This is a genomic window from Pseudomonas sp. TE24901 (assembly GCF_054058375.1).
The window spans coordinates 56,047-78,260 of record NZ_JBSSAF010000019.1 but is presented as its reverse complement, the minus strand read 5'-3'; the positions used below and the strand labels follow the sequence as shown (position 1 = coordinate 78,260).

At 62.4% G+C, this 22,214-nt stretch carries 17 protein-coding genes; 15 read left to right on the top strand and 2 right to left on the bottom strand.

What is annotated here, in order from left to right; translation table 11 throughout:
• The first annotated feature begins 6 nt into the window (after window positions 1-6).
• Window positions 7-522 carry a GNAT family N-acetyltransferase gene (locus tag ACVWVP_RS28250; RefSeq protein WP_178925868.1) on the top strand — a complete coding sequence of 172 codons (516 nt, stop codon included), beginning with the start codon at window positions 7-9 and terminating at the stop codon, window positions 520-522.
• Here ACVWVP_RS28250 and ACVWVP_RS28245 read toward each other — a convergent pair.
• Both ACVWVP_RS28245 and ACVWVP_RS28240 read right to left on the bottom strand, forming a co-directional pair.
• The gene (locus tag ACVWVP_RS28245; protein WP_178925869.1) at window positions 498-806 is read right to left on the bottom strand and encodes a hypothetical protein; all 309 of its coding nucleotides are present in this window, start codon (window positions 804-806) and stop codon (window positions 498-500) included. The genes ACVWVP_RS28250 and ACVWVP_RS28245 overlap by 25 nt on opposite strands.
• A gap of 56 nt (window positions 807-862) precedes the next feature.
• Window positions 863-1,453: a phage tail protein gene (locus tag ACVWVP_RS28240; RefSeq protein WP_178925870.1), complete on the bottom strand. Its 591-nt coding sequence runs from the start codon at window positions 1,451-1,453 to the stop codon at window positions 863-865.
• Window positions 1,454-1,652: 199 nt separating this feature from the next.
• Here ACVWVP_RS28240 and ACVWVP_RS28235 point away from each other — a divergent pair, with 199 nt between their 5' ends.
• The 14 genes from ACVWVP_RS28235 to ACVWVP_RS28170 all read left to right on the top strand — a co-directional run bounded on the left by ACVWVP_RS28235 (window position 1,653) and on the right by ACVWVP_RS28170 (window position 22,011).
• Window positions 1,653-3,266, top strand: a complete 1,614-nt coding sequence (locus ACVWVP_RS28235; protein ID WP_457409287.1) for a glycosyltransferase family 39 protein — start codon at window positions 1,653-1,655, stop codon at window positions 3,264-3,266.
• A gap of 109 nt (window positions 3,267-3,375) precedes the next feature.
• Window positions 3,376-4,218: a sulfotransferase family protein gene (locus tag ACVWVP_RS28230; protein WP_178925872.1), complete on the top strand. Its 843-nt coding sequence runs from the start codon at window positions 3,376-3,378 to the stop codon at window positions 4,216-4,218.
• 110 nt (window positions 4,219-4,328) lie between these two features.
• The gene (locus tag ACVWVP_RS28225; protein WP_457409285.1) at window positions 4,329-10,304 is read left to right on the top strand and encodes an Ig-like domain-containing protein; all 5,976 of its coding nucleotides are present in this window, start codon (window positions 4,329-4,331) and stop codon (window positions 10,302-10,304) included.
• A gap of 41 nt (window positions 10,305-10,345) precedes the next feature.
• A complete protein-coding gene (locus ACVWVP_RS28220) occupies window positions 10,346-11,860 on the top strand; it encodes a TolC family protein (RefSeq protein ID WP_178919307.1) in 1,515 nt (504 codons plus the stop codon).
• Window positions 11,850-12,455: an adenylyl-sulfate kinase gene (gene cysC / locus ACVWVP_RS28215; RefSeq protein WP_178919309.1), complete on the top strand. Its 606-nt coding sequence runs from the start codon at window positions 11,850-11,852 to the stop codon at window positions 12,453-12,455. Before ACVWVP_RS28220 ends, cysC begins: the two co-directional genes overlap by 11 nt.
• 9 nt (window positions 12,456-12,464) lie before the next feature.
• Complete coding sequence (locus ACVWVP_RS28210; RefSeq protein WP_178919310.1) at window positions 12,465-12,719, top strand: DUF2789 domain-containing protein; 255 nt, start codon at window positions 12,465-12,467, stop codon at window positions 12,717-12,719.
• An 88-nt stretch (window positions 12,720-12,807) separates the two neighbouring features.
• Window positions 12,808-14,340 carry a Fic family protein gene (locus ACVWVP_RS28205; protein WP_457409282.1) on the top strand — a complete coding sequence of 511 codons (1,533 nt, stop codon included), beginning with the start codon at window positions 12,808-12,810 and terminating at the stop codon, window positions 14,338-14,340.
• Between the two features lie 294 nt (window positions 14,341-14,634).
• Entirely contained in the window at window positions 14,635-15,045 is a 411-nt protein-coding gene (locus ACVWVP_RS28200) for a MarR family winged helix-turn-helix transcriptional regulator (RefSeq protein WP_178919352.1), read from the top strand.
• Window positions 15,042-17,120 carry an FUSC family protein gene (locus ACVWVP_RS28195; RefSeq protein ID WP_259172866.1) on the top strand — a complete coding sequence of 693 codons (2,079 nt, stop codon included), beginning with the start codon at window positions 15,042-15,044 and terminating at the stop codon, window positions 17,118-17,120. The genes ACVWVP_RS28200 and ACVWVP_RS28195 overlap by 4 nt, the downstream gene beginning before the upstream one ends.
• Window positions 17,117-17,326 carry a DUF1656 domain-containing protein gene (locus ACVWVP_RS28190; RefSeq protein ID WP_012721577.1) on the top strand — a complete coding sequence of 70 codons (210 nt, stop codon included), beginning with the start codon at window positions 17,117-17,119 and terminating at the stop codon, window positions 17,324-17,326. The genes ACVWVP_RS28195 and ACVWVP_RS28190 overlap by 4 nt, the downstream gene beginning before the upstream one ends.
• Window positions 17,323-18,213, top strand: a complete 891-nt coding sequence (locus ACVWVP_RS28185) for an efflux RND transporter periplasmic adaptor subunit (RefSeq protein WP_259172865.1) — start codon at window positions 17,323-17,325, stop codon at window positions 18,211-18,213. The genes ACVWVP_RS28190 and ACVWVP_RS28185 overlap by 4 nt, the downstream gene beginning before the upstream one ends.
• Window positions 18,210-19,652, top strand: coding sequence for an efflux transporter outer membrane subunit (locus tag ACVWVP_RS28180; RefSeq protein ID WP_259172864.1), 1,443 nt, complete (start codon window positions 18,210-18,212; stop codon window positions 19,650-19,652). Before ACVWVP_RS28185 ends, ACVWVP_RS28180 begins: the two co-directional genes overlap by 4 nt.
• A gap of 81 nt (window positions 19,653-19,733) precedes the next feature.
• Window positions 19,734-20,366 carry an NADH:ubiquinone oxidoreductase subunit N gene (locus ACVWVP_RS28175; protein WP_178919316.1) on the top strand — a complete coding sequence of 211 codons (633 nt, stop codon included), beginning with the start codon at window positions 19,734-19,736 and terminating at the stop codon, window positions 20,364-20,366.
• A 148-nt stretch (window positions 20,367-20,514) separates the two neighbouring features.
• Window positions 20,515-22,011: a YdgA family protein gene (locus ACVWVP_RS28170; RefSeq protein WP_457409278.1), complete on the top strand. Its 1,497-nt coding sequence runs from the start codon at window positions 20,515-20,517 to the stop codon at window positions 22,009-22,011.
• Window positions 22,012-22,214: the final 203 nt, after the last annotated feature.

The window sequence follows — 22,214 nt, the reverse complement described above, 5'->3', positions numbered from 1 at the left end:
AACGCGATGATGAACAAGGAGGGCGCGTTGGCGCTGGGGTTGGAGATGCGCCCGTCACGGGCGAGTGATCAGCCGTTTTTGCACAGTTTGTACCGCTCGGCGCGGGCGGATTTGCAGTGGATCGATGGCGAGCAGGGCCTGGTGGACGAGGTGATCAGCCAGCAGTTCCAGGTTCAGGAAGCCGGCATGGACACGCATTTTCCCGGCGCCCTGCATTACGTGATCGAAAAACTCGGCACGCCCATCGGCGCCTTGAGTGCAGACTTCGGCCCCAATGAAATCCGCGTGTTGTACCTGGCGTTTATCCCTGCCGCTCGCGGCCAGGGTTTTGGCCGTGCGGTGCTCAAAGGGGTGCAGCAAGCCGCTACGCAGGTGTTCTGCCCGGTGGCCACGGTGGTGTGGGCCAGTAACCCCCAGGCGCGCCAGCATTACCTGGCGCTGGGGTTTCGGGTGGAGGAGCAGACACCCGCCGCACAGCGGTTGGTGTGGTACCCGTCTCAGTTGAACACGATGCAGAAATAACCGCGCTCGCTGTCGCGGCCCATGGCGGGCTCGCGAGACACGAACACCTGTTCCAGGGAAGCCCCGGGCAGTGGCAAGCGGCATAAACCATCGACGAAGTCCGTCGGGCCGAGGCTGTTGAGTTGCACACTGAACGCTCCACGAGTGGCGCCGGGCATAGTGGCGTCTGGCGTTTCGCGCAGGCTTTGCACCTGGATCGGCAGCGCCGAGCCGTCCGGCAGGTACAGCACGCTGGTGCGCGTGAGCAACGGTCGAAAGTGTTCGAGAGTAACCAGGTTCAGCATGGGAAGGCTCCACGTCAGAGGTGCCGAGGCCCGCGAGCCTCGGCCAAGGCAGTGCGTCAGCCGCGTGACGGAAAGATGCCGCTCAGGGCAATGCTGAAATTGATCGCCAGGAAGGGGTTCATGGACCCCATCGGTTGACCCTGGCCGGCCGGGCCGATCGTCGGGCTGGTCACCGTGGTGGTCACCCCCTGGAGTGGCACCGGGTTGGCACCCTGTTGGTCCGAGTAGATCGAAGCGCTGCCCGGTCCGCCGCCGGAGGCGCCGATAAAGGCGTTGGTGGCGGTGGGTGTTGTCACCGGGTTGCTGGTCACGCTCGTCAGTTGGATGGCCGTTGTGGCCGTGATTGAGGTGGCGGTGTGGGTATGGACCGGCAGGTTGACCAGCGTGGCCGTCACGGATTCGGTGCCGGAAAACTCGCCGATGACGCGCGTGGTCAGGCCTGCGCCGCTACCCTGGCCGACGGGCAGCCGCCCTTGCAGGTCTGGCAACTTGAAGGTTTGCACGCCATCGCCGCCATAGGTGGTGGTGATCAGGGCGAACAATGCCTGGTTCTGGTTGATGGAGAGGGTCTGGCCGGCGCACAAGGCCCAGCCTTGCGGGGCAAAGTTAAACGCAAAGGGTTGAATGGTGCCGATGAATACTTCCATGAATCGCTCATCCTTGTATGGGCTATACGGGGTGTGACGCCAATCGATCTGGCGTCATCGCAGAGCGTAGACGCAGCTGTTGCGCGCCGCCTGTCGGCTGCGAAACAGCGAGCGAAACCGGGGCTTTTGTCCTAGAGTGGCGCTTGTTTGCACGTGTGCAGGTTTTGCCCGGCCAACGGGCAGTTTCAGGGGAATTGAGGTGCGACGGTCTGTGGTAGAACAAGACGACAAGGTTGGGGTATTTCCCGCAGTCAATCGCCTCGATGGCGCCTGGGAAGGTGCCGGTTGGCTCAGCCGTTTGTGGTGGGTGCCGATCCTGGCGCTGGCCATGGGCGTGCGCTTTTATTGCCTGACGGCAGCGGCGATCTGGGGCGACGAAGGCTCCAGCCTGCTGCTCAGTGAATACGCCATGGCCGACCTGTGGTTTCACGCGGCCCATGACGTACACCCGCCGTTGTATTTTTTCATGCTGCGGGGCTGGATCGAGCTGTTCGGTGACGGCATCTGGTCGATCCGCGGCATGAGTGCCATTCCTGGCGTGGTCGCGGTGGGCCTGGGTATCTGGCTCACGCGGCAGGTGTCCACTCGCCGCGCGGCCGTGTTGGCAGGCCTGCTGCTGGCGTTGTTTCCGTCAGCGGTGCGCTACAGCCAGGAAGTGCGCATGTACTCGCTGCTGGCCGTCTGGCTGCTGGGCGCCACACTGGCGTTGGTGTACTGGGTCCGCGAGCCCGAACGCACGCGCTACCTGGCGGCCTATGTGCTGCTGCTGACGGCTGGCTTCTACACCCATTATTTCACCGCGCTGTGCGTGCTGGTGCACTGGGCTTACCTGGGCCTGTTGTGCCGCACCCAGCCGGCAGGCCAACGCTTGATCCTGCGCCCGTCCTGGTGGTGCGCCAATGCGGTCGTTGTGGCGCTGTACCTGCCCTGGCTGCCGAACCTGCTGGACCTGGTGCAACATGTCGAGCAGCTCAAGGTCGGCGGCGACATCGGCTGGGAAGACCCGGTGTCGTTGATCTCGGTACCGTCGATGATCTGGCAGTTCATGCTCCAGGACGAGGGGATCGGCTTCTGGAAGCCGCTGTTCTGGCTGTTCCCGCTGCTTTTGATCGCCGTGGTCGGCGTGACTGCCTGGCGAGACCGCGAGCGCCAGCGCCCCGCCTGCCTGCTGGTGCTGTTCTTCCTGCTGCCGTTGCTGCTGGTGTACGGCGTGTCTTTTATCTCGCCGGTGTTTATCGAGCGCTACCTCACCGTGTACGCGTTGGGCTTGCCAATCCTTGTCGCACTGGCGATCGACCGCCTGCCCACACGGCTATCGTGGCTGGGCGCCGCGTTGTTCGTGCTGTTCGTCGGCGTGGAGCTGGTGGGGCTCAAGAACAACTTCACCGTGGATGAACATGACCAGTTCAACGTGCCGGTGGAGTTCGTCAACCGCAACTATCAGGAGGATGACCGCATCGTCCTGAGCGACATGATGTGGTACCTCAGCTACGTGTATTACGACCAGACCGACGCCCAATTGCAGCTCTATACCCCGCCCAAGCCCGACGGAACGCCCACCCGGCCGAACGCCTATGGCTTCGGCACCCTGGTGGACCAGGACGGCGGGCGCATTTACCTCGACCGTTTGTCGGCATTACCCGCCGATACCCGGCGCGTGTGGCTGATCAGCAGCACCGACATACCGGACGATTTCGCGCCGATTCCCGAAGGCTGGCGCCAATTGTTGCAACAAGATGGCGGCGGGGCTCGGGCGCGTCTGTTCGTGCTGTGCCGCGGGCCAGAGCCTTCGCAGCCCGAGGGCTGCCGTTAATATCCATTCGGTATTAGGGGAATACCAAAATAGTGGCAATTGACCACTAGTTGATCGCGCAATCCTGAACTACTCTACGGCCACAAATGGATTTTTGTCTGACAAAGTGGTGAAGGGATTGCAGTATCACTTTATCTCCGGATTGCCCCGTTCAGGGTCCACCCTGCTCTCGGCGATTTTGCTGCAGAACCCGCGTTTTCACGCGGGCATGAGCAGCCCCGTTGGCACCCTGTTCAATGGCGTGCTGGCGCAATGCAGCGCCGGCAGCGAGTTTGGCGCGGTGATTGACGCCAATACCCGCCGCCGCCTGTTGCGCGGTCTCTTCGACTCCTACTACGCCGACAAAACCGCCACGCCGCTGGTGTTCGACACCAACCGCCAATGGTGCGCGCGCATGCCCGCGCTGCATGACCTGTTTCCCCAATCCAAAGTCATTGCCTGCGTGCGCAACGTCGCCTGGATCATGGACAGCCTGGAACGGCTGTACCGCGCCAATCCTTTCGAAAACACCAAGCTGTTTGGCGACGATGTCGAGCGCAACACGGTGTACAGCCGCTGTGAAACCCTGGCGCAGCGCAACCGGTTGGTGGGCTTCTCGTGGGCGGCGCTCAAGGAAGCCTATTACGGCGAACACGCCGATTCATTGCTGATCGTCGATTACGACCTGCTCAGTCAGGCCCCGGAGCGGGTACTGCGGCTGGTGTACGACTTTATCGGCGAGCCGTGGTTTGAGCATGACTTCAACAACCTCGTCTACGACGCGCCCGAGTTTGACCAGGCGCTGGGTGTGTCCGGCTTGCACAAGGTCCAGCCCAAGGTGCGCCTGCAGGCGCGGCGCACGATTTTGCCGCCGGACCTGTTCCAGCAGTACACCGAGTTGTCGTTTTGGCAGGACGGCTCAGCCAGTGCCGCCAATGTGATTCGTATGAAGGCCAACGCCGCGATCAATTGATCGCGGCGTTTTATTTTCTCTCAAAGAACGTTCGACGCCGGGTGAGCAACATGTGGTGGAGCAATCGCAAGTCGCGGGTTAGCGAAGTAGCACGGGCGCGGGTCTCGCCCATGATCATGCCCCTTGAACCGCGCATGCTGTTCGATGGCGCCGTCGCCGCCACCGTGGCCGACGTGGCGCAGCCCGACAGCCACCCCACCGCTGACGCGGCCAAGGCGCCGACCGGCGACCACCCGGTCGCAAGCAAGGACACCCATGGCCAGGCCGACGCGCCAGCCGCTGCACCCGTGGCGGTGCCGGGGCAAACCGTGGTGTTTGTCGACGCCCGGGTAAAAGACTCCGCCAGCTTGCTGCAGGGCGTGGCGCCCGGAACCCAGGTGGTACAGCTGGACGGCAGCAAGGACGGCCTGCAGCAAATCGCCGATTACCTCGATACGCATCAGGGCGTCAGCTCGGTGCAAATCATCGCCCACGGCAACGCGGGCGATCTGTGGCTCGGCACCACGTACTTGTCGGCGGATAACGTGGCTGCCCGCAGCGCGGTGCTGGGGCAAATCGGCAAGGACATGAATGTCGGCGGCGACATCCTGATCTACGGCTGCTACACCGCCGAAGGCGAGCGCGGGCAGAATTTCGTTGATTCCCTGGCGCAATTGACCGGCCGTGACGTGGCGGCGTCGACCAACCGCACCGGTGTGGGCGGTGACTGGGACCTGGAGATCGCCACCGGCACCATCGAAAGCGCCAACGTGCTGTCGACCAAAGCCATGAACGACTACCAGTGGGGGCTGGCCACGTGGACCGCGACCAACAACGCGAACACCGGGGTGGGCTCGCTGCGCGCGGCTCTGGCTTCGGCGCAGAACGGCGATATTGTGACGTTCAGCAGCAGTATGACGGTGCAGCTCACCTCTGAATTGCTGATCAACAAGAACATCACCGTGGACGGTGACCTGAATAACGACGGCGTCGCTGACGTTACCCTCGATGGTCAATACAAGACGCGGGTGGTGGAAATCACCTCCGGCAGTACGGTGACGCTGGACGGTCTGGTCATCACTCGTGGTCTGGTTTCCGGCAATGGCGGCAATGGCGGCTACGGGGCAACCGGCGCCATGGGCGGCGGGATTTTCAACGCCGGTATCCTGACCTTGAATAACGTTTCAGTCACCGGCAACGCAGCGGCGGGCGGCGGCGGTGGCGGCGGTGTCACGGGCGCCAATTACGGCGGCGGTGGCGGCGGTGGTGGCGGCCTGGGCGGTCAGGGCGGTGGCCATGGCGGGACCGCCGGGCCGGGCACCGGTACGCTGGGCGGGCAGGCTGGCAGCGGTGGCGCGGGGGGCTATGGCGGAGGCTATGACGCGACGCACATGGGCGGGCGCGGCGGTTCTACCACCGGCGGGGCCGGCGGGGTGGGTGTGTCCTATTACAGCAACGGCGGCAATGGCGGCACGGCCAACAACGGCACTATTTCCATCGGCGGCGGCGGTGGCGGGTCCGGTTGGGACAAGGTCGGCGGTGTCGGCGGCAATGCGGCCGGCGGCATTTACAACGCATCCACCGGCACTCTGAAAATCATCGGCACCTCGGTCATCAGCAATAACATCGGCGCGGGCGGCGGTGGTGGCGGCGGCAGCGGCCAGGGCAGCAATAACCTGAACGGTGGCGACGGCGGTCGCGGTGTCGGCGCAATCTGGAACCAGGGCGGCACGGTGCTGATTACGTCGTCCAATTTCAGTGCCATCAGCGGCAACGCGGCTGGCAGCGGTTCCGGCGGCGCAGAACTGGGCGGTGGCGTGACGGGCTCTGTACCGCTGGCCTTCGCGGCGATCTACAACAACGGCGGCACGCTCAACACCGCCTATGTGGAACCGCCGACCGCGACCATCGTGATGTCGGACACGGCCCTGAAAATCGGCGAAACCTCGCTGGTGACCATCACCTTCAGCCGGGCAGTCACCGGGTTTACCAACGCCGACCTGACGATTCCCAACGGCACGCTGACGTCGGTCAGCAGCAGCGACGGCGGTCTGACCTGGACCGCGACTTTCACGCCGACCAACAACATTACCGACAGCACCAACCTGATCACCCTCGACAACACCGGGGTGACCGCCATCAGCGACGGCGTGGCGGGCGTCGGCACGACCAGCTCGGTCAATTACGCGATCGATACCGCACGGCCGACCGTGACTGTCGTGATGTCCGACACAGCGTTGAAGATCGGCGATACCTCGCTGGTGACCTTTACCTTCAGCGAGGCGGTGACGGGCTTCACCAACGCCGACCTGACCATCGCCAACGGCACGCTGAGCGCAGTGAGCAGCAGCGACGGCGGCATCACCTGGACCGGAACGTTCACCCCGACGGCCAGCATCACTGACACCACCAACCTGATCTCCTTGGACAACACCGGTATCGCTGACCTGGCCGGCAACGCCGGCAGCGGCACGACTGATTCGGCCAATTACGTGATCGATACCGTGCGGCCGACCGCGTCCATTGTGGTTGCCGACACCAGTCTGGCGGCGGGTGAAACGTCGCTGGTGACCATCACCTTCAGCGAAGCGGTCAGCGGCTTCACCACCGCCGACATGACAGTGGCCAACGGCACCCTGACCGGCCTGAGCAGCAGCGACGGCGGCATCACCTGGACCGCCACGCTGACGCCGACCAGCAACATTACCGACACCACCAACCTGGTCACCCTGGACAACACCGGGGTCGTCGATCTGGCCGGCAACGCCGGCAGTGGCACCACCAATTCCAACAATTACGCGATCGACACTGCGCGGCCGACCGCGACCATCGTGGTGGCGGACAACGCGCTGAAAATCGGCGAAACCTCATTGGTGACCATCACCTTCAGCGAAGCGATCACCGGCTTCACCAACGCCGATCTGACGATTGCCAACGGCACGCTGACGGCGGTGAGCAGCAGCGACGGCGGCATTACCTGGACGGCGACGTTCACGCCGACCACCAGCATCACCGACGCGACCAACCTGATCACGCTGAACAATACCGGTGTTGCTGATCTGAACGGCAACGCCGGCAGTGGCACCACCGACTCCAACAACTACGCCATCGATACCGTGCGCCCGACCGCAACCATCGTGGTGGCCGACAATAACCTGCGGATCGGTGAAACCTCGCTGGTGACCATCACCTTCAGCGAGGCCGTGACCGGTTTCACCAATACCGACCTGACCATCGCCAACGGCACGTTGAGCGCAGTCAGCAGCAGCGATGGCGGCATCACCTGGACGGCAACGTTCACGCCGAGCGCCAGCATCACTGACACCACCAACCTGATCACCCTGGATAACACCGGCATTGCCGACCTGGCCGGCAACGCCGGCAGCGGCACCACCGATTCGAATAATTACGCGATCGATACCGTGCGCCCGACCGCGACCATTGTGGTCGCCGACAGCAACCTCACGGCCGGTGAAACCTCGCTGGTGACCATCACGTTCAGCGAAGCGGTGAGCGGTTTCACCAACGCCGACCTGACGATTGCCAACGGTACGCTGACGGCGGTGAGCAGCAGCGACGGTGGCATCACCTGGACGGCGACCTTCACCCCGAACGTGGGCGTCAACGACGCGAGCAACCTGATCGTGCTGGCCAATACCGGCATCGCGGATCTTGCGGGCAACGCCGGCAGCGGCACGACCAACTCCAACAACTACACCATCGACACCGTGGCACCGACCGCAACCATCATCATTGCCGACAATGCGCTGAAAATCGGCGAAACCTCGCTGGTGACCATCACCTTCAGCGAGGCGGTGACCGGTTTCACCAACGCTGACCTGACCATTTCCAACGGCACGTTGAGCGCGGTCAGCAGCAGCGACGGCGGCATCACCTGGACGGCGACCTTTACGCCGACCACCAGCATCACCGACGCCACCAACCTGATCACGCTGGACAACAGCGGCGTGCAGAACCTGAGCGGAAACGCCGGCAGTGGCACCACTGACTCGAACAATTATTCAATCGATACCGTGCGCCCGACCGCCACCATTGTGGTCGCCGATACCGCGCTCGGAGTCGGCCAGACCAGCCTGGTGACCTTTACCTTCAGCGAGGCCGTGACCGGTTTCACCAATGCCGACCTGACGGTCGCCAATGGCACACTGAGTGCTGTGAGCAGCAGTGATGGCGGGATCACCTGGACGGCCACCTATACGCCGGCCGCAGGTATCACCGATACCACCAACCTGATCACGCTGGACAACACCGGCATCGCGGACCTTGCGGGTAACGCAGGCAGCGGGACTACCGACTCCAACAACTATGCCGTCGACAGCCAGCGCCCGACCGCGACCATCGTCATGAGCGATTCCAGCCTGCGGCCAGGTGAAACGTCGCTGGTGATCATCACGTTCAGCGAAGCGGTGACCGGTTTCGACAACGCTGACCTGAGCATCGCCAATGGCACGTTGAGCGCTGTGAGCAGCAGCGATGGCGGCATCACCTGGACGGCTACATTCACGCCGAACATCGGGGTTACCGACCTCACTAACCTGATTGTGCTGAACAACACCGGTATTTCCGACCTGGCTGGCAACACCGGCACCGGGACTACCAGTTCGGCAAATTACCAGGTGCAAACTGAGGTGCCGACCGCGACCATTGTCATCGCCGCCCCCTCGCTCAAGGCCGGGGAAACCTCGCTGGTGACCATCACGTTCAGCGAAGCGGTGAGCGGCTTCACCAACGCCGACTTGAGCATCGCCAATGGCACGTTGAGCGCTGTGAGCAGCAGCGATGGCGGCATCACCTGGACCGCCACTTTCACGCCTGGCAGCAATGTCACCGACGCCACCAATCTCATCACCCTGGATAACAGTGGCGTGACGAATGGCTCGGGCAACGCGGGCGTGGGGGGCACCGATTCCAATAACTACAGCATTGACACCCAACTCCCGACCGCAACCATTACCGTGGCCGACAACCAACTTGGCATTGGCCAGACGACGACCGTTACCATCGCTTTCAGTGAAGTGGTGAGCGGTTTTGACCTGTCTGACCTGAGTGTCGCCAACGGTGTGTTGTCCAACTTGATGAGCGCCGACGGTGGCAAAACCTGGACCGCAACCCTGACGCCGACCGCGGCGGTTACCGACGCCACCAACCTGATCGTGCTGGATACCAGCCAGGTGAATGACTTGGCGGGCAACGCAGGGGCCAGCATTGCCATATCCAACAACTACGGTGTGGACGCCGACCGCCCCACTGCGACCATTACGGTGTCCAACCCGAACCTGACCGTGGGCCAGACCAGCACCGTGACCTTCACCTTCAGCGAGAAAGTCACCGGCTTTGATTTGTCGGACCTGAGCGTGGCCAATGGTGTGTTGTCCAACCTGGCCAGCAGCGATGGCGGCAAGACCTGGACGGCCACCCTGACGCCGACGGCGAACATCACCGACCCGAGCAATTTCATCACCCTCGACACCAGCCTGGTCACCGACTTGTCGGGCAACGCCGGCAGCGGGTATGCCAACTCCAACAACTATGGGATCAACACCATTGCGCTGACGGGCGACCCGTTGTTTCGCACCACCAACCCGGCGCCGCCACAAGGCGCGCCCGACGCGCCGTTGCAGCCGATCATCTACGGCCAGCCTACCGGCAACCTGGGTTCACCCCTCAGTTTCCCGCCGTTGTTCGAGCCGCGTGAACTGGGTGGCGGGTTACCCCCCGTGGGCAGCATTTTTATCAATCGTGGCGAGTTGGCCCCTAGCTTCCTCGCGCAAGTGTTCAACACGGACGGTGGCGGGGATGGCGCCGGCAAGGGCTTCCTCGGTTTTGGTGGCGGGGACGGCGGGATCTTCGGGGCGAGCACCCTGTCGACACTGTTCAACCGCGACAGCGCTGACGACAGCGGTTTCAACGCGTTCGAGAGCAAATCGATCAAGGGCGTTAGCGACCCGGCCCAAGGGTTGCGTGGCGTGTTTGGCGCGCCAACCCTTGGCCAGCAATTGCAGCAGATCAAGGACACGGAACAACGCCAGGTGGTTGACCTGGCGCATGCACTGCAACAGGTCGGCATCAGCGAAATGCAGGCCTGAACACACTTAACTCAAGGCGCAGTAACAGGGGCAAGACAAGGATGAAGACAGGTCATAAGGTGTGCGGCATCAGCTTGCTGGTGCTGGCGATCAGTGGTTGCGCGGTCACCAGCCAGCCGATTGAGCGCAGTGTCAGTGAGCAGCGAGCCCGCAGCGACCTGCAAGGCATGTACAAGGATCAAGAGCCGCTAAATGGCCCGCTGACACTGCACCAGGCCATGGCCCGTGCGGTGAAATACAACCTCGAAGGCCGCCTGAAAGTCATGGAGGAAGCCCTGGCCAAGCGCCAGTCCGACCTCTCCAGTTTCGACATGCTGCCGCGCATGGCGCTGTCGGCAGGCTACGCCGGGCGCAACAATACCAACGCCTCCAGCAGCCAGAGCGTGCTCACCGGCACCCAATCCCTGGAACCGTCGACCTCCCAGGACCGCGACCGCCGCGTGGCCGACCTGACCATGGTGTGGAACGTGCTCGACTTCGGCGTCAGCTACATCAGCGCCAAGCAGCAAGGCGACCAGCGCCTGATCATCCAGGAGCGCCGGCGCAAGGTGATCAACACCATCGTGCAGGATGTACGCTCCGCCTACTGGCGTGCCGTGGCGGCCGAGCGTTTGCTGACCCAGATCGACAGCCTCATGGCCCGGGTCGACCAGGCCCAGACCAACAGCCGCAGCATGAGCGAACAGCGCATCGGCGACCCGGTGCAGGCCCTGGGTTATCAGCGCTCGCTGATCGAAGCCACGCGCCAACTGCAGGAACAGCGCCGTGCGTTGTCCCTGGCCAAGACCGAACTGGCCACCTTGATCAACCTGCCAATGGGCACCGACCTCAAGCTGGCCACGCCGGACGACTACGACGTGCCCCAGCTCAAGGTCAATCTGGCGAGCCTGGAGCAAGAGGCCCTGGCCAACCGTCCCGAGTTGCGCGAGCAGGACTACCAGACCCGCATCAGCGCGGCCGAAACCCGCAAGGCCATGTTGCGCCTGCTGCCGGGCCTTGAGTTCTCCGCCGGCGGCCATTACGACAGCAACTCGTTCCTGACCGACAACCGTTGGGCCGACTATGGCGCCAAGATCACCTGGAACCTGTTCAACGTGATCTCCGCACCGGCGGCCATCGATGTCGCCAAGGCCGGTGAAGAAGTCGCCACCGCGCGGCGCCAGGCGATGTCCATTGCGGTGCTGGCGCAGGTCTATGTGGCCAACGCCAACTACCAGGACGCGGTGCGCCAGTTCAAGACCAACGACCAACTGGCCAATATCGACGGGCAAATCCTCACGCAACTGCGCAACCGCCACGAAGCGGCAGGTTTAGGCGAACTGGACCTGATCCAGGGCGAGCTCAACACCCTGCAAGCCGACCTGCGCCGCGACCTGGCCTACGCCGACCTGCGCAACGCCTACGGCCAGATCTTCGCCAGCGCCGGCCTCGACCCGCTGCCGGAGCAGTTGGACTCGGACCGCGTGCAGACCATCGCCACGGCGCTGGCCAGCCGCGAGTCGGCGTGGGCGGCCGGCAACATCGCAACGCCGGCGCCGCGTCCCGTTGCCCAGTAACCTGGTGGCGCCGACGGCGAGCATCAGCCGCCGTCAGCGCGAGGCGCGCAATGGGCATCGCGGTGTGGCGATCCTGCTCACCGGGTTGCCCGCGTCCGGCAAATCCACCTTGGCCCAGGGGCTGCAAGCGGCCTTGTTCGAACAAGGCCGCCACAGCATCGTGCTCGATGGCGATGCCCTGCGTGGTGGCCTTAACAAAGACCTCGGCTTTGCCGACAGCGACCGCCTGGAGAATATCCGCCGCGCCAGCGAACTCGCGGCGTTGCTGGTGGAAAACGGGCAAATCGTGGTCCTGGCGATGATCGCGCCGTTGGTGGAACTGCGTGCAGTCTTCGCCGAGCGCCTGGGCGCCGATTATCGGGAAGTGTGGTGCAGCGCCTCGTTGGCGGTGTGCGAGGGACGTGACCCCAAAGGCCACTACGCCCGCGCCCGCAAAGGCGAATTACCCGGTTTCACCGGCATTGGCTCACCCTACGAACCGCCCCCCCATGCCTCGCTGGAACTGGACACCGGCGTGCTCTCGGCCCAGCAATGCGTCGAGCGGTTGCTGGGCTGGTTGGCGCCTGGGCTAGACTCTGGGGAGCCGTCTTTCTAGGAGCCTCCCATGGAATCGCCTGTGCACAGCTTGCCGTCTCTGTTCAAACAGCTTGGTCTGCCGGATGACCCGGTAAGTATCGAGAAGTTTGTGGCAGTGCATTCGCCACTGAAGCCTGAGTTGCATCTGGCAGATGCGTTTTTCTGGACGGAGAACCAGAAGAAGTTTTTGCGTAATGAAATTCTGGAAGATGCAGATTGGGCCGAGGTGGTGGACGAACTGAATCTTCTGCTGCACAGCGCAAGAGGGGTGCAAAAAACTTAGCGAATACACAGAAAGTTGAAAAAATCTGGTGTTGGTTGAAAAAATCTGGGCTTTAATCGCGTAAGTGAACTTTTTCTGAGGTTGCGCGATGTCTCTGGTTGGTTACGCCCATCTTCATCAATTGCTCGGGTTAAAAGCGACTGCTCCTGCTCGTGCCGCGATGATCAAGCCCGTTACGCGGATCTCGATAATTGGTGACTGTCTGGCGGTTCCTCATACCGTTGCGCCTTCAGCCGACGCGATACTCGACCACATTCTTTTCGCACTCAAACATGAAGGCATCAACCTCGGCATCCTGGCTCAGGCGCTCGAAGCGGTTAGCCCGGACCAACTGTTGCAAGAGCTGAAAAAAGCCCCCAACGGCGTGTTCATTCGCAAGGTCTGCTACCTCTGGGAAGGCTTGACGCTTCAACGGCTGGACTACGACAAGCCAATCAACAGCCGCGTTTCACCCTTGTTTGATCCACAGCGCTACGTGACTGGACCCTCAACACGTAATTCGCGTTGGCGTATCGATTTCAATGGTCTGGGCTCTTTGGCTTATTGCGTGACAGTTGAACGCACGCCTGAAATCGAAGCCTTGTTGAACCTGGACATCCTGGGCCGTGCCAAGTCCTTCATGGCTACCCTTCCATCTGAAATGATGGACCGCGCCATCCAATGGGCCTATCTCCATGAAACCCGCGACTCGTTCGCCATCGAAAAAGAACAACCCAGCGAAGAAAAGTCGCGCCGTTTCGTCCAACTGCTACGCCAAGCCCATGAAGGCCGGCTGCTGACTGAAGACTATTTGGTAGAGCTGCAAAACAGCACTGTCTCCAACCCTTTCGACAAAGCCGTTGCATTCCGCCACGAACAAAACTATCTGCACAATGGTTTGCGCGGCGCGGCGGGCGTCAGCTATGTACCACCCGCACCTGAGCTGTGCCAGGAACTGATGGAAGAGTTGATGGCCTTTGCCAGTCAGCCTGTGCGTGAGGTTGACCCGCTTGTGGCTGCGGCCGTCACCGCCTTCGGCTTTGTGTTCCTGCATCCGTTCATGGACGGTAACGGACGTCTGTCGCGATTCCTGATCCACCAGACACTCTGCCACTTCGGTGCACTGGAAAACGGCCTGTTGCTGCCCGTTTCCGTTGCGATGAAACACGAAGAGCAAGCCTACTTGGAGACACTCAAGGCATTTTCCCAGCCGACTCGAGACTTCTGGAATGTTACCTGGCTGGACGGTGAGCAAATGGCTTTCGAGTTCATTGGCCACTCCGCTATCTACCGCTACTGGGACGCCACCCGCTGCGTCGAATTCACCCTGCAGATGGCCAGACGTGCGCTGGAAGTGGAATTGCGCGAAGAGACCGAGTTCCTCGACCGCTACGACCGTGTGATCAAGGCCGTGAACCAGCGCTATGACGTGCGCGGGAGTGATTTGTCCAAGCTGGTGATGATGTGCCTGGATAACGGCGGCAAGGTGTCCAGGCATCGGCGCAAGCAGTTTCAATACAGCGTGCCGGAGGAGGTGTTTGAGTTTATTGAGGAGGAGGCAGGGCGGGCACTGCTAGACCGCTTGGAGAGGGTAGACGAAATCCAGCGCCATCTGCACGACCAAGCCGAACAGCAATCTTGAAACCTGCACTGATCCAAATGTGGGAGCTGGCTTGCCTGCGATAGCGAAGTGTCAGTCGATATCTCTCTCGACCGGACCCAGGTCATCGCAGGAAAGCCAGCTCCCACGGGTGTTTTGCAGTGTGCAGAAAATTCTGCACCCACGCTTAAACCCGCTTTACTTACCTCTATCCCCAGCCGCCCATCCATAAATTGTTTCAAAACTTGACGACATTGGATCCATCCACCATATTGATAGTTAGCAAACTAACTGTATGCGAACTATCCAGTGTCCCAGACCCTCGAACAACTCCAGATGAACCTCAGCAGCAGCATGGTGGTGGGCGCCCGCAACTGGCGCAAAATCTGCCAGACCACGCTGGTGAGCTACGGTATTTCCGAAGCCTGCGCCGTGCCGCTCTTGATGATCGGGCGTCTGGGCGACGGTGTGCATCAGGTCAAGGTGGCCCAGGCGTCGGGGATGGAAAGCCCGTCGCTGGTGCGCCTGCTCGACCAGTTGTGCGCAGGCGGCTACGTGTGCCGTACCGAAGACGTCCACGACCGCCGCGCCAAGGCCCTGAGCCTCACCGAGCGTGGCCGCGAGCTGGTGCAAGCGGTGGAGGTGCAGCTGGTGCGCCTGCGCAAGGAAGTCCTGGCCGACATCGCGTCCGCCGATCTGGAGGCTGCGCTGCGGGTGCTGCGCGCCTTTGAGGCGGCCTCGCTTTGAACGGATTCTTTACCGGTTTTCCACCAGCACGCGACTGGTTCTACGGGGTGCGCACGTTCGCCGCGTCGATGATCGCGTTGTACATCGCCATGCTCATGCAGATGCCACGGCCGTACTGGGCGATGGCCACGGTGTACATCGTCTCCAGCCCGTTTGTCGGGCCTACCAGTTCCAAAGCCTTGTACCGCGCCATCGGCACGTTCATGGGCGCGGCGGCGGCGGTGTTTTTCGTGCCGATGTTCGTGCAGTCGCCCTATGTGCTGGTGGTGGTGATTGCCTTGTGGACGGGCATCCTGCTGTTCCTCTCCATGCACCTGCGCACCGCGAACAATTACGCGCTGATGCTGGCCGGCTACACCTTGCCGCTGATCGCCTTGCCGGTGGTGGACAACCCCCTCGCCGTGTGGGATGTGGCCGAAGCGCGTACCGAAGAAATTTTCCTTGGCATTGCCGTGGCGGCGGTGGTGGGTGCGATGTTCTGGCCGCGGCGCCTGGCGCCGGTGTTCGATGGCTCGGTGAGCAAGTGGTTTGCCGACGCGCAGGTCTACAGCCAGCGCTTTCTGACGCGCAACGTGGAGCCCGAGGAGATCAGCAACCTGCGCGGCGGCATGGTCGCCACCTTCAACACCCTCGAACTGATGATCGGCCAACTGCCCCACGAAGGCGCGCGGCCGCAGACGGTGCGCAATACCAAGGAACTGCGCGGGCGCATGATCCATCTGCTGCCGGTGGTGGAAGAACTCGACGACGCGCTGTACGCCATCGAGCACCGTGCGCCGGCGTTTCTCGACCGCCTCACGCCGTTGCTGGACGCGGCGAATCAGTGGCTGGAAAACACCACCGAAAACGCCACGCTGGACAGCTGGCGCAGCCTGCGTGAGCAGATCGACGCCCAGCAGCCTACCGGTGAAGCGCTGGACGATCGCCACACCCTGCTGTTCTCCAACGCGCTGTATCGCCTGGCCGAATGGGTCGACCTATGGCAAGACTGCCGCAGCCTGCAAGCCGCCATCCAGTGCGAAAGCCAAGACACCTGGCGCGCCGTGTACCGCCACTGGCGCCTGGGCCGCCTCACGCCATTCCTGGACCGTGGCCTGATGTTCTATTCGGCGTTCTCCACCGTCAGCGCGATCATCGTGGCCTCGGTACTGTGGATCCTGCTGGGCTGGACCGACGGCGGCAGCGCGGTGATTCTGGCCGCCGTGGCCTGCAGCTTCTTTGCGTCGATGGACGACCCCGCACCGCAGATCTACCGGTTCTTTTTCTGGACCGCGATGTCGGTGTTGTTCGCCAGCCTCTACCTGTTTTTGGTGCTGCCTAATCTGCATGACTTCCCGATGCTGGTGCTGGCATTCGCCGTGCCCTTTATTTGCATCGGCACGCTCACCGTACAGCCGCGTTTCTACCTGGGCATGCTGCTGACGCTGGTGAACACCTCGTCGTTCATCAGTATCCAGGGTGCTTATGACGCGGACTTCCTCAACTTCGCCAACGTCAACCTGGCCGGGCCCGTGGGGCTGCTGTTCGCCTTTGTGTGGACGCTGATCGCACGGCCCTTCGGCGCCGAGCTGGCGGCCAAGCGCCTGACCCGTTTCAGCTGGCGCGACATTGTCGGCATGACCGAGCCCGCGACCCTGGCCGAGCACCGTCACATGGCCGCGCAGATGCTCGACCGCCTGATGCAGCACCTGCCGCGCCTGGCCCTGACCAACCAGGACACCGGCATCGCCTTGCGTGACCTGCGCGTGGCGCTGAACCTGCTCGACCTGCTGGCCTATTCACCGCGCATCCTCGGCGTGCCACGGGTGCTGCTCAACCAAGTGGTCGAAGGCGTGGGCGGCTATTTCAAGGCGTGCCTGAAAGCCGGTGAACGCCTGCCTGCGCCCAGCGGTCTGCTGATGACCCTGGACCGCACGCGCCGCGCCCTCAACGGCCAGGGCCTGCAAGACGAAGACGACACCCGCGTGCACTTGCTGCATGCGCTGGCTGGCCTGCGCCTGGCGTTGTTGCCGGGGGTGGAATTCATTGGCGGCACCGAGATGGAAGCGCCGCTACCTGATGGAGCGCCTTTATGATCGGTGATCTGGATATCAGCGGGGTTTTCTTGCCCACGCTGCTGGTGCTGATGGGCATTACGTATGTGTTGTTCCTGGTGGTGCACGGGTTGTTGACCCGCGTCCACTTCTATCGCCTGGTCTGGCACCGGGCATTGTTCAATGTGGGGCTCTACGCGCTGTTGCTGGGCGCCGTGGACTCACTCAGTCGATACCTGATGACATGAAAAAACCTTTTTTGACCATCGGCCGTGTAGTCCTGACGTTGTTGATCGTGACCTTCGCGGTCGTCGTCGTATGGCGCATGGTCATGTACTACATGTTTGCGCCCTGGACCCGTGACGGGCACATCCGTGCCGACATCGTGCAGATCGCCCCGGACGTGTCCGGGTTGATCCAGCAAGTGGAAGTGCGCGACAACCAACTGGTGACCAAGGGCCAGGTGCTGTTTGCCGTGGACCAGGACCGCTTCAAGCTGGCCCTGCGCCAAGCCCAGGCCGCCGTGGCCGACCGCCAGGAAACCCTGGCCCAGGCCCAGCGCGAGTACAAGCGTAACCGTGGCCTGGGCAACCTGGTGCCAAGCGAGCAACTGGAAGAAAGCCAGTCCCGCGTGGCGCGTGCCCAATCGGCCCTGGCCGAAGCGCAAGTGACGGTGGACGCCGCCCAGCTCAACCTCGACCGCTCGGTGATCCGCAGCCCGGTGGACGGCTACGTCAACGACCGCGCACCGCGTACCCAGGAGTTCGTTACAGCTGGGCGCCCGGTGCTGTCGGTGGTGGACAGTAACTCTTTCCACATCGACGGCTATTTCGAAGAGACCAAGCTCGACGGCATCCACGTCGGCATGGGCGTGGATATCCGCGTGATCGGCGACAACGCCCGCCTGCGCGGCCACGTACAGAGCATCGTCGCCGGCATCGAAGACCGCGACCGCACCAGCGGCTCCAACCTGCTGCCCAACGTCAACCCGGCGTTCAGCTGGGTGCGCCTGGCCCAGCGGATTCCGGTGCGCATTGCCTTTGACGACGTGCCAGCGGACTTTCGCATGATCGCCGGGCGCACGGCGACGGTATCGATCATCGCCGACACGGCCAAAGACGGAGACAAGCCATGAAGCAGCTCCTGGCAACCGCTGCCTTAGGGTTGTTGCTGTCGGCCTGCCAAATGGTGGGGCCGGATTACAAGCTGCCGGACAACGCCGCCGTCAACCGAGGCGACCTGCAAGGGCAGATCGCGGGTGAGGGGCACAACGTGGTGTCGGCGCCGGTGCCGGCCGACTGGTGGAAGCTCTACCACGACCCGCGCCTGGATGAGCTGGTGCGCCAGGCCATGGCGTCCAACACTGACCTGCGCGTGGCGGCCGCCAACCTGCAACGCTCGCGCTACCAGGTGCAACAGGCTGAGTCCGCCGGGGGCTGGAACGCCGGTGCGAAGGCTGAAGTACAGCGCCTGCAGGAATCCGGCGAAGCGTTTTTGCTGACGGAAAAAGTTCCGGTCGCCAACATTGGTAGCGCAGGCATCACCACCTCGTACCAGTTCGACCTGTTCGGCACCTTGCAGCGCGGCATCGAAAGCGCCCAGGCCAGTGCCGACGCCGCCCAGGCCGCTGCCGATATCGCACGCATCACGCTGGTGGCGGATGTGGTGCGCTCCTACACCCAGGTATGCGCGGCGAACGAAGAGCTGGCGATTGCCAACGAATCCCTCGACCTGCAAGCCCAGAGCACCAAGCTGACCCAGCGCCTGCGTGACGCCGGGCGCGGCGATGAAACCCAGGTGACCCGCTCGCAGACCCAATACAAATCCTTGCGCGCCGATATGCCGCGCTACGCAGCGGCGCGCCAGGCCGGGCTGTTCCGCCTGTCGATGCTGCTGGCCAAGCCGGTGGACCAACTGCCGGCCGGCACCGGCACGTGCGCCGAGCTGCCGCACATCGCCCAGTTGCTGCCCGTGGGCGATGGCGCCGCGCTGCTCAAGCGCCGTCCTGACGTACGCCAGGCCGAGCGCCAGTTGGCGGCCGCCACCGCCCGAATTGGTGTGGCCACAGGGGCGCTGTACCCGGACATCAGCATCGGCGCTACCGTCGGCACGGTCGGTATCCTCGATGACCTGGGCACTGCGCCCACCAACCGTTGGGGCTTTGGCCCGCTGATCAGTTGGTCGGTGCCGACCAACGGCGCGCGGGCGCGTATTCATGAGGCCGAAGCCGCCACCCAGGGCGCCCTGGCGCACTTTGACGGCGTGGTGCTCAACGCCATCCGCGAAACCCAGACAGGCCTGGCGCAGTACACCGCTCAGCTGCAACGCCGTGACGCCCTGGCCGATGCTGGCGAGTCGGCCAAGGAAGCGTCGGAGCAGACACACCGCTTCTTCCAGGCCGGGCGCGCGTCGTTCCTGGCCGACCTGCAAGCCACCCGCACCTACACCGATGTACGGGCGCAGCTCGCGGCGGCCAACACCCAGGTTGCCATGAGCCAGATCGATCTGTTCCTGGCCCTCGGCGGCGGTTGGGAAAGCGGACGAACGCAAGCGTCACAGCCCGGCAAACCCTGAACGAAACGCTATGCTTTGTCAGGTGAGGCGCCGTGACGCCTCACCTGACACTGCTCGCGTTTGCTCATGGGGATTCCAATAATGAAAAACCCTTATGCTCCCGCTTTCTGGTGCGTGTTCTTCGCACTGGTGTTGCTCTCGGCTGCCTATTTCTACGGCGTCATGCTGGCCCATCAAATCGACAAGGCCATGGTGTTTCTCGACAGCGCCTGCGCGGTGATCGGCACCTTGTCCATCGGCGTGGTGGCGTGGGCGTCGTACCAGAATCAACGCGTGAAAAAGCGGCTGCTTGAGCAAGGCAAGACCCGCGTGGCGATCTGGGACACCAAAGTCGCCCTGCGCCGGGTCGAAACCGTGTTCGACCGCTATTTCTGGGGCAGCTATTGGCAACCCGGGCGCACCTTCCAGGAAGTCATGGGCGAACTCACCGGTACGCCCCTGGAAAAAAGCCTCGAAGCCCTGAAAAAACAGTGTGTGCTGCTCGACCAGCAGGTCGCCGATGGCCGGCATTGGCTGAACAATGCGCGGGAATTGTCCGACGTGGCCAACCAGATGGCGCGCGAACGTTACCAACTGGATTTCTGCGATCCCAAGGCTGACACCCCGGGCAATGCGGTGATTCACCGCGAGTTTGAGGTGCTGGTGTACACCTGGACCGCCCGCCTGAAGAGCTTTGACCACCAGCTCGATGAAATCGATATGGAGTATTCCTGAACCAAGTACCGACTTGATCGCTCTGAGAAAACTGGGCCGTGCGCGGCCGCCAGTGCTAATCTTCCCCCGTTTTCGGCGGGCTTGAGCCAACCCCCTCGGGGTTCAAGGAAGACAGCCCACTTCTCACAGGATTTGATCAGGTCACTTCATGAATAAGCCAGCCGTTGTTTTCTTGGGTTTTGTTGTCGCCGTGGGCGCCGTCAGTGCAGGCGGTGCCTGGTACACCGGCAAGCAACTGGAGCCCGTGCTGCAAACCGCGATCCAGAACGCCAACAAGGAGATCCAGACGTCCCTGGCCGGCGTCGACGGCACGGCGACCCTTGAGCTGGTCTCCCTGGACCGTGGCGTATTCAGCAGCACCGCCCACTACCGCCTGAAGGGGCAAGGTTCGGTATTCGGTGAAGACAACCCGAACCCTGAGCTGCTGTTCGTCGATCACATCGAACACGGCCCGCTGCCGTTCTCGCGTCTGGTGACCTTGAAGTGGTTGCCGGTCATGGCCACCAGTCACTACGAACTGGAAAAGAACGCCACCACCGAGAAATGGTTTGCCGCCAGCAAAGACGTGTCACCGCTCAAGGGTGTTGCCAGCATCGGCTACAACCGCTCGGTCACCGGCAACGTCGAACTGCTGCCCCTGGAGCTCAAGGACGATAAGTCTTCGGTGAGCTTCTCTGGCGCCAACATGGACTTCGACAGCACCGCCGAAGGCCAGAAGGTCAAGGCCAACGGCTACATGAACAGCCTCAAGGTGGCCGTGGTCGACGCCAACGGCGAACCGCTTGAAGCCGAACTGGCGGGTTTGACCGTGGCCAGCAATCTGGAGAAATCCACCTTCGGCTTCTACACCGGGCAGAACACTGTGGAGCTGACCGACACCAAGGTCACCTTCGGTCCGCAGAAAGCCGTGCTGACGCTCAAGGGCTTCGAGCAGAAAGACTCCAGCGAAACAAAGGACAACAACCTGGCCGGCCGCGTCGACTACAAGATCGACGAGATCGGTTATCAGGGCAAACCTGTTGGCTCGGCCGCCATGGCCCTGAGCATGAAGAACGTCGACATCCCGGGCATGCTGGTGCTGACCAAGCTTTACCAGGAAAAGATGCAGCCGGTGCAAGCCGCCGCCGCAGCCGGTGAGCCAGTGCCTGAGCTGCAACTGACCGAAGCCGAACAGACCCTGGCCGAAGCCAACGTCAACCAGGTGCTGGCGGCCAAGCCGCAACTGGCGGTGGAAAACCTGTCGCTGAAAACCACCCATGGTGAAAGCAAGTTCAACCTGCTGGTCGACCTGACCAAACCAACGTCCATGGAGCTGCCACCGGTTGAGCTGGGCAAGCAGATGGTGGCGTTGCTAGATGCCAACCTGACCCTGTCCAAGCCGATGATCGCTGACGTTTCCGCCCTGCAGGCGCAGGCCGGTGGTGTGACCGATCCGAAAGCCATCGAGCAGCAATCCCAGATGGCGGCCGAAATGGTCAGCGGTGTGGCGGTGGGTACTCAACTGGCAACCCTGGTCGGCACCGATGTGGTGTCCAAGCTGCACTACGCCAACAATGAAGTGACCTTCAACGGCCAGAAGATGACCGTCGAGCAGTTCTTGAGTTTTGTGATGGCCAAGGTCGGTGCGGTCGGCGGTGCGCAGTAAACATTTCTACATCAAGCAGAAATAAATAGTGTGGGAGCGGGCGTGCTCGCGATAAGGGTCAAACAGTCGACACTCGTGCCGGCCAGCGCCCCGTTATCGTGGGCAACTCCGCTCCCACACTGGTTTTTTCCAAACAAAGACAATTCTGAACAATTGTTCTGAATTGGACTTTTCCCTACATTCCTAATGGATAGTTCCTACAG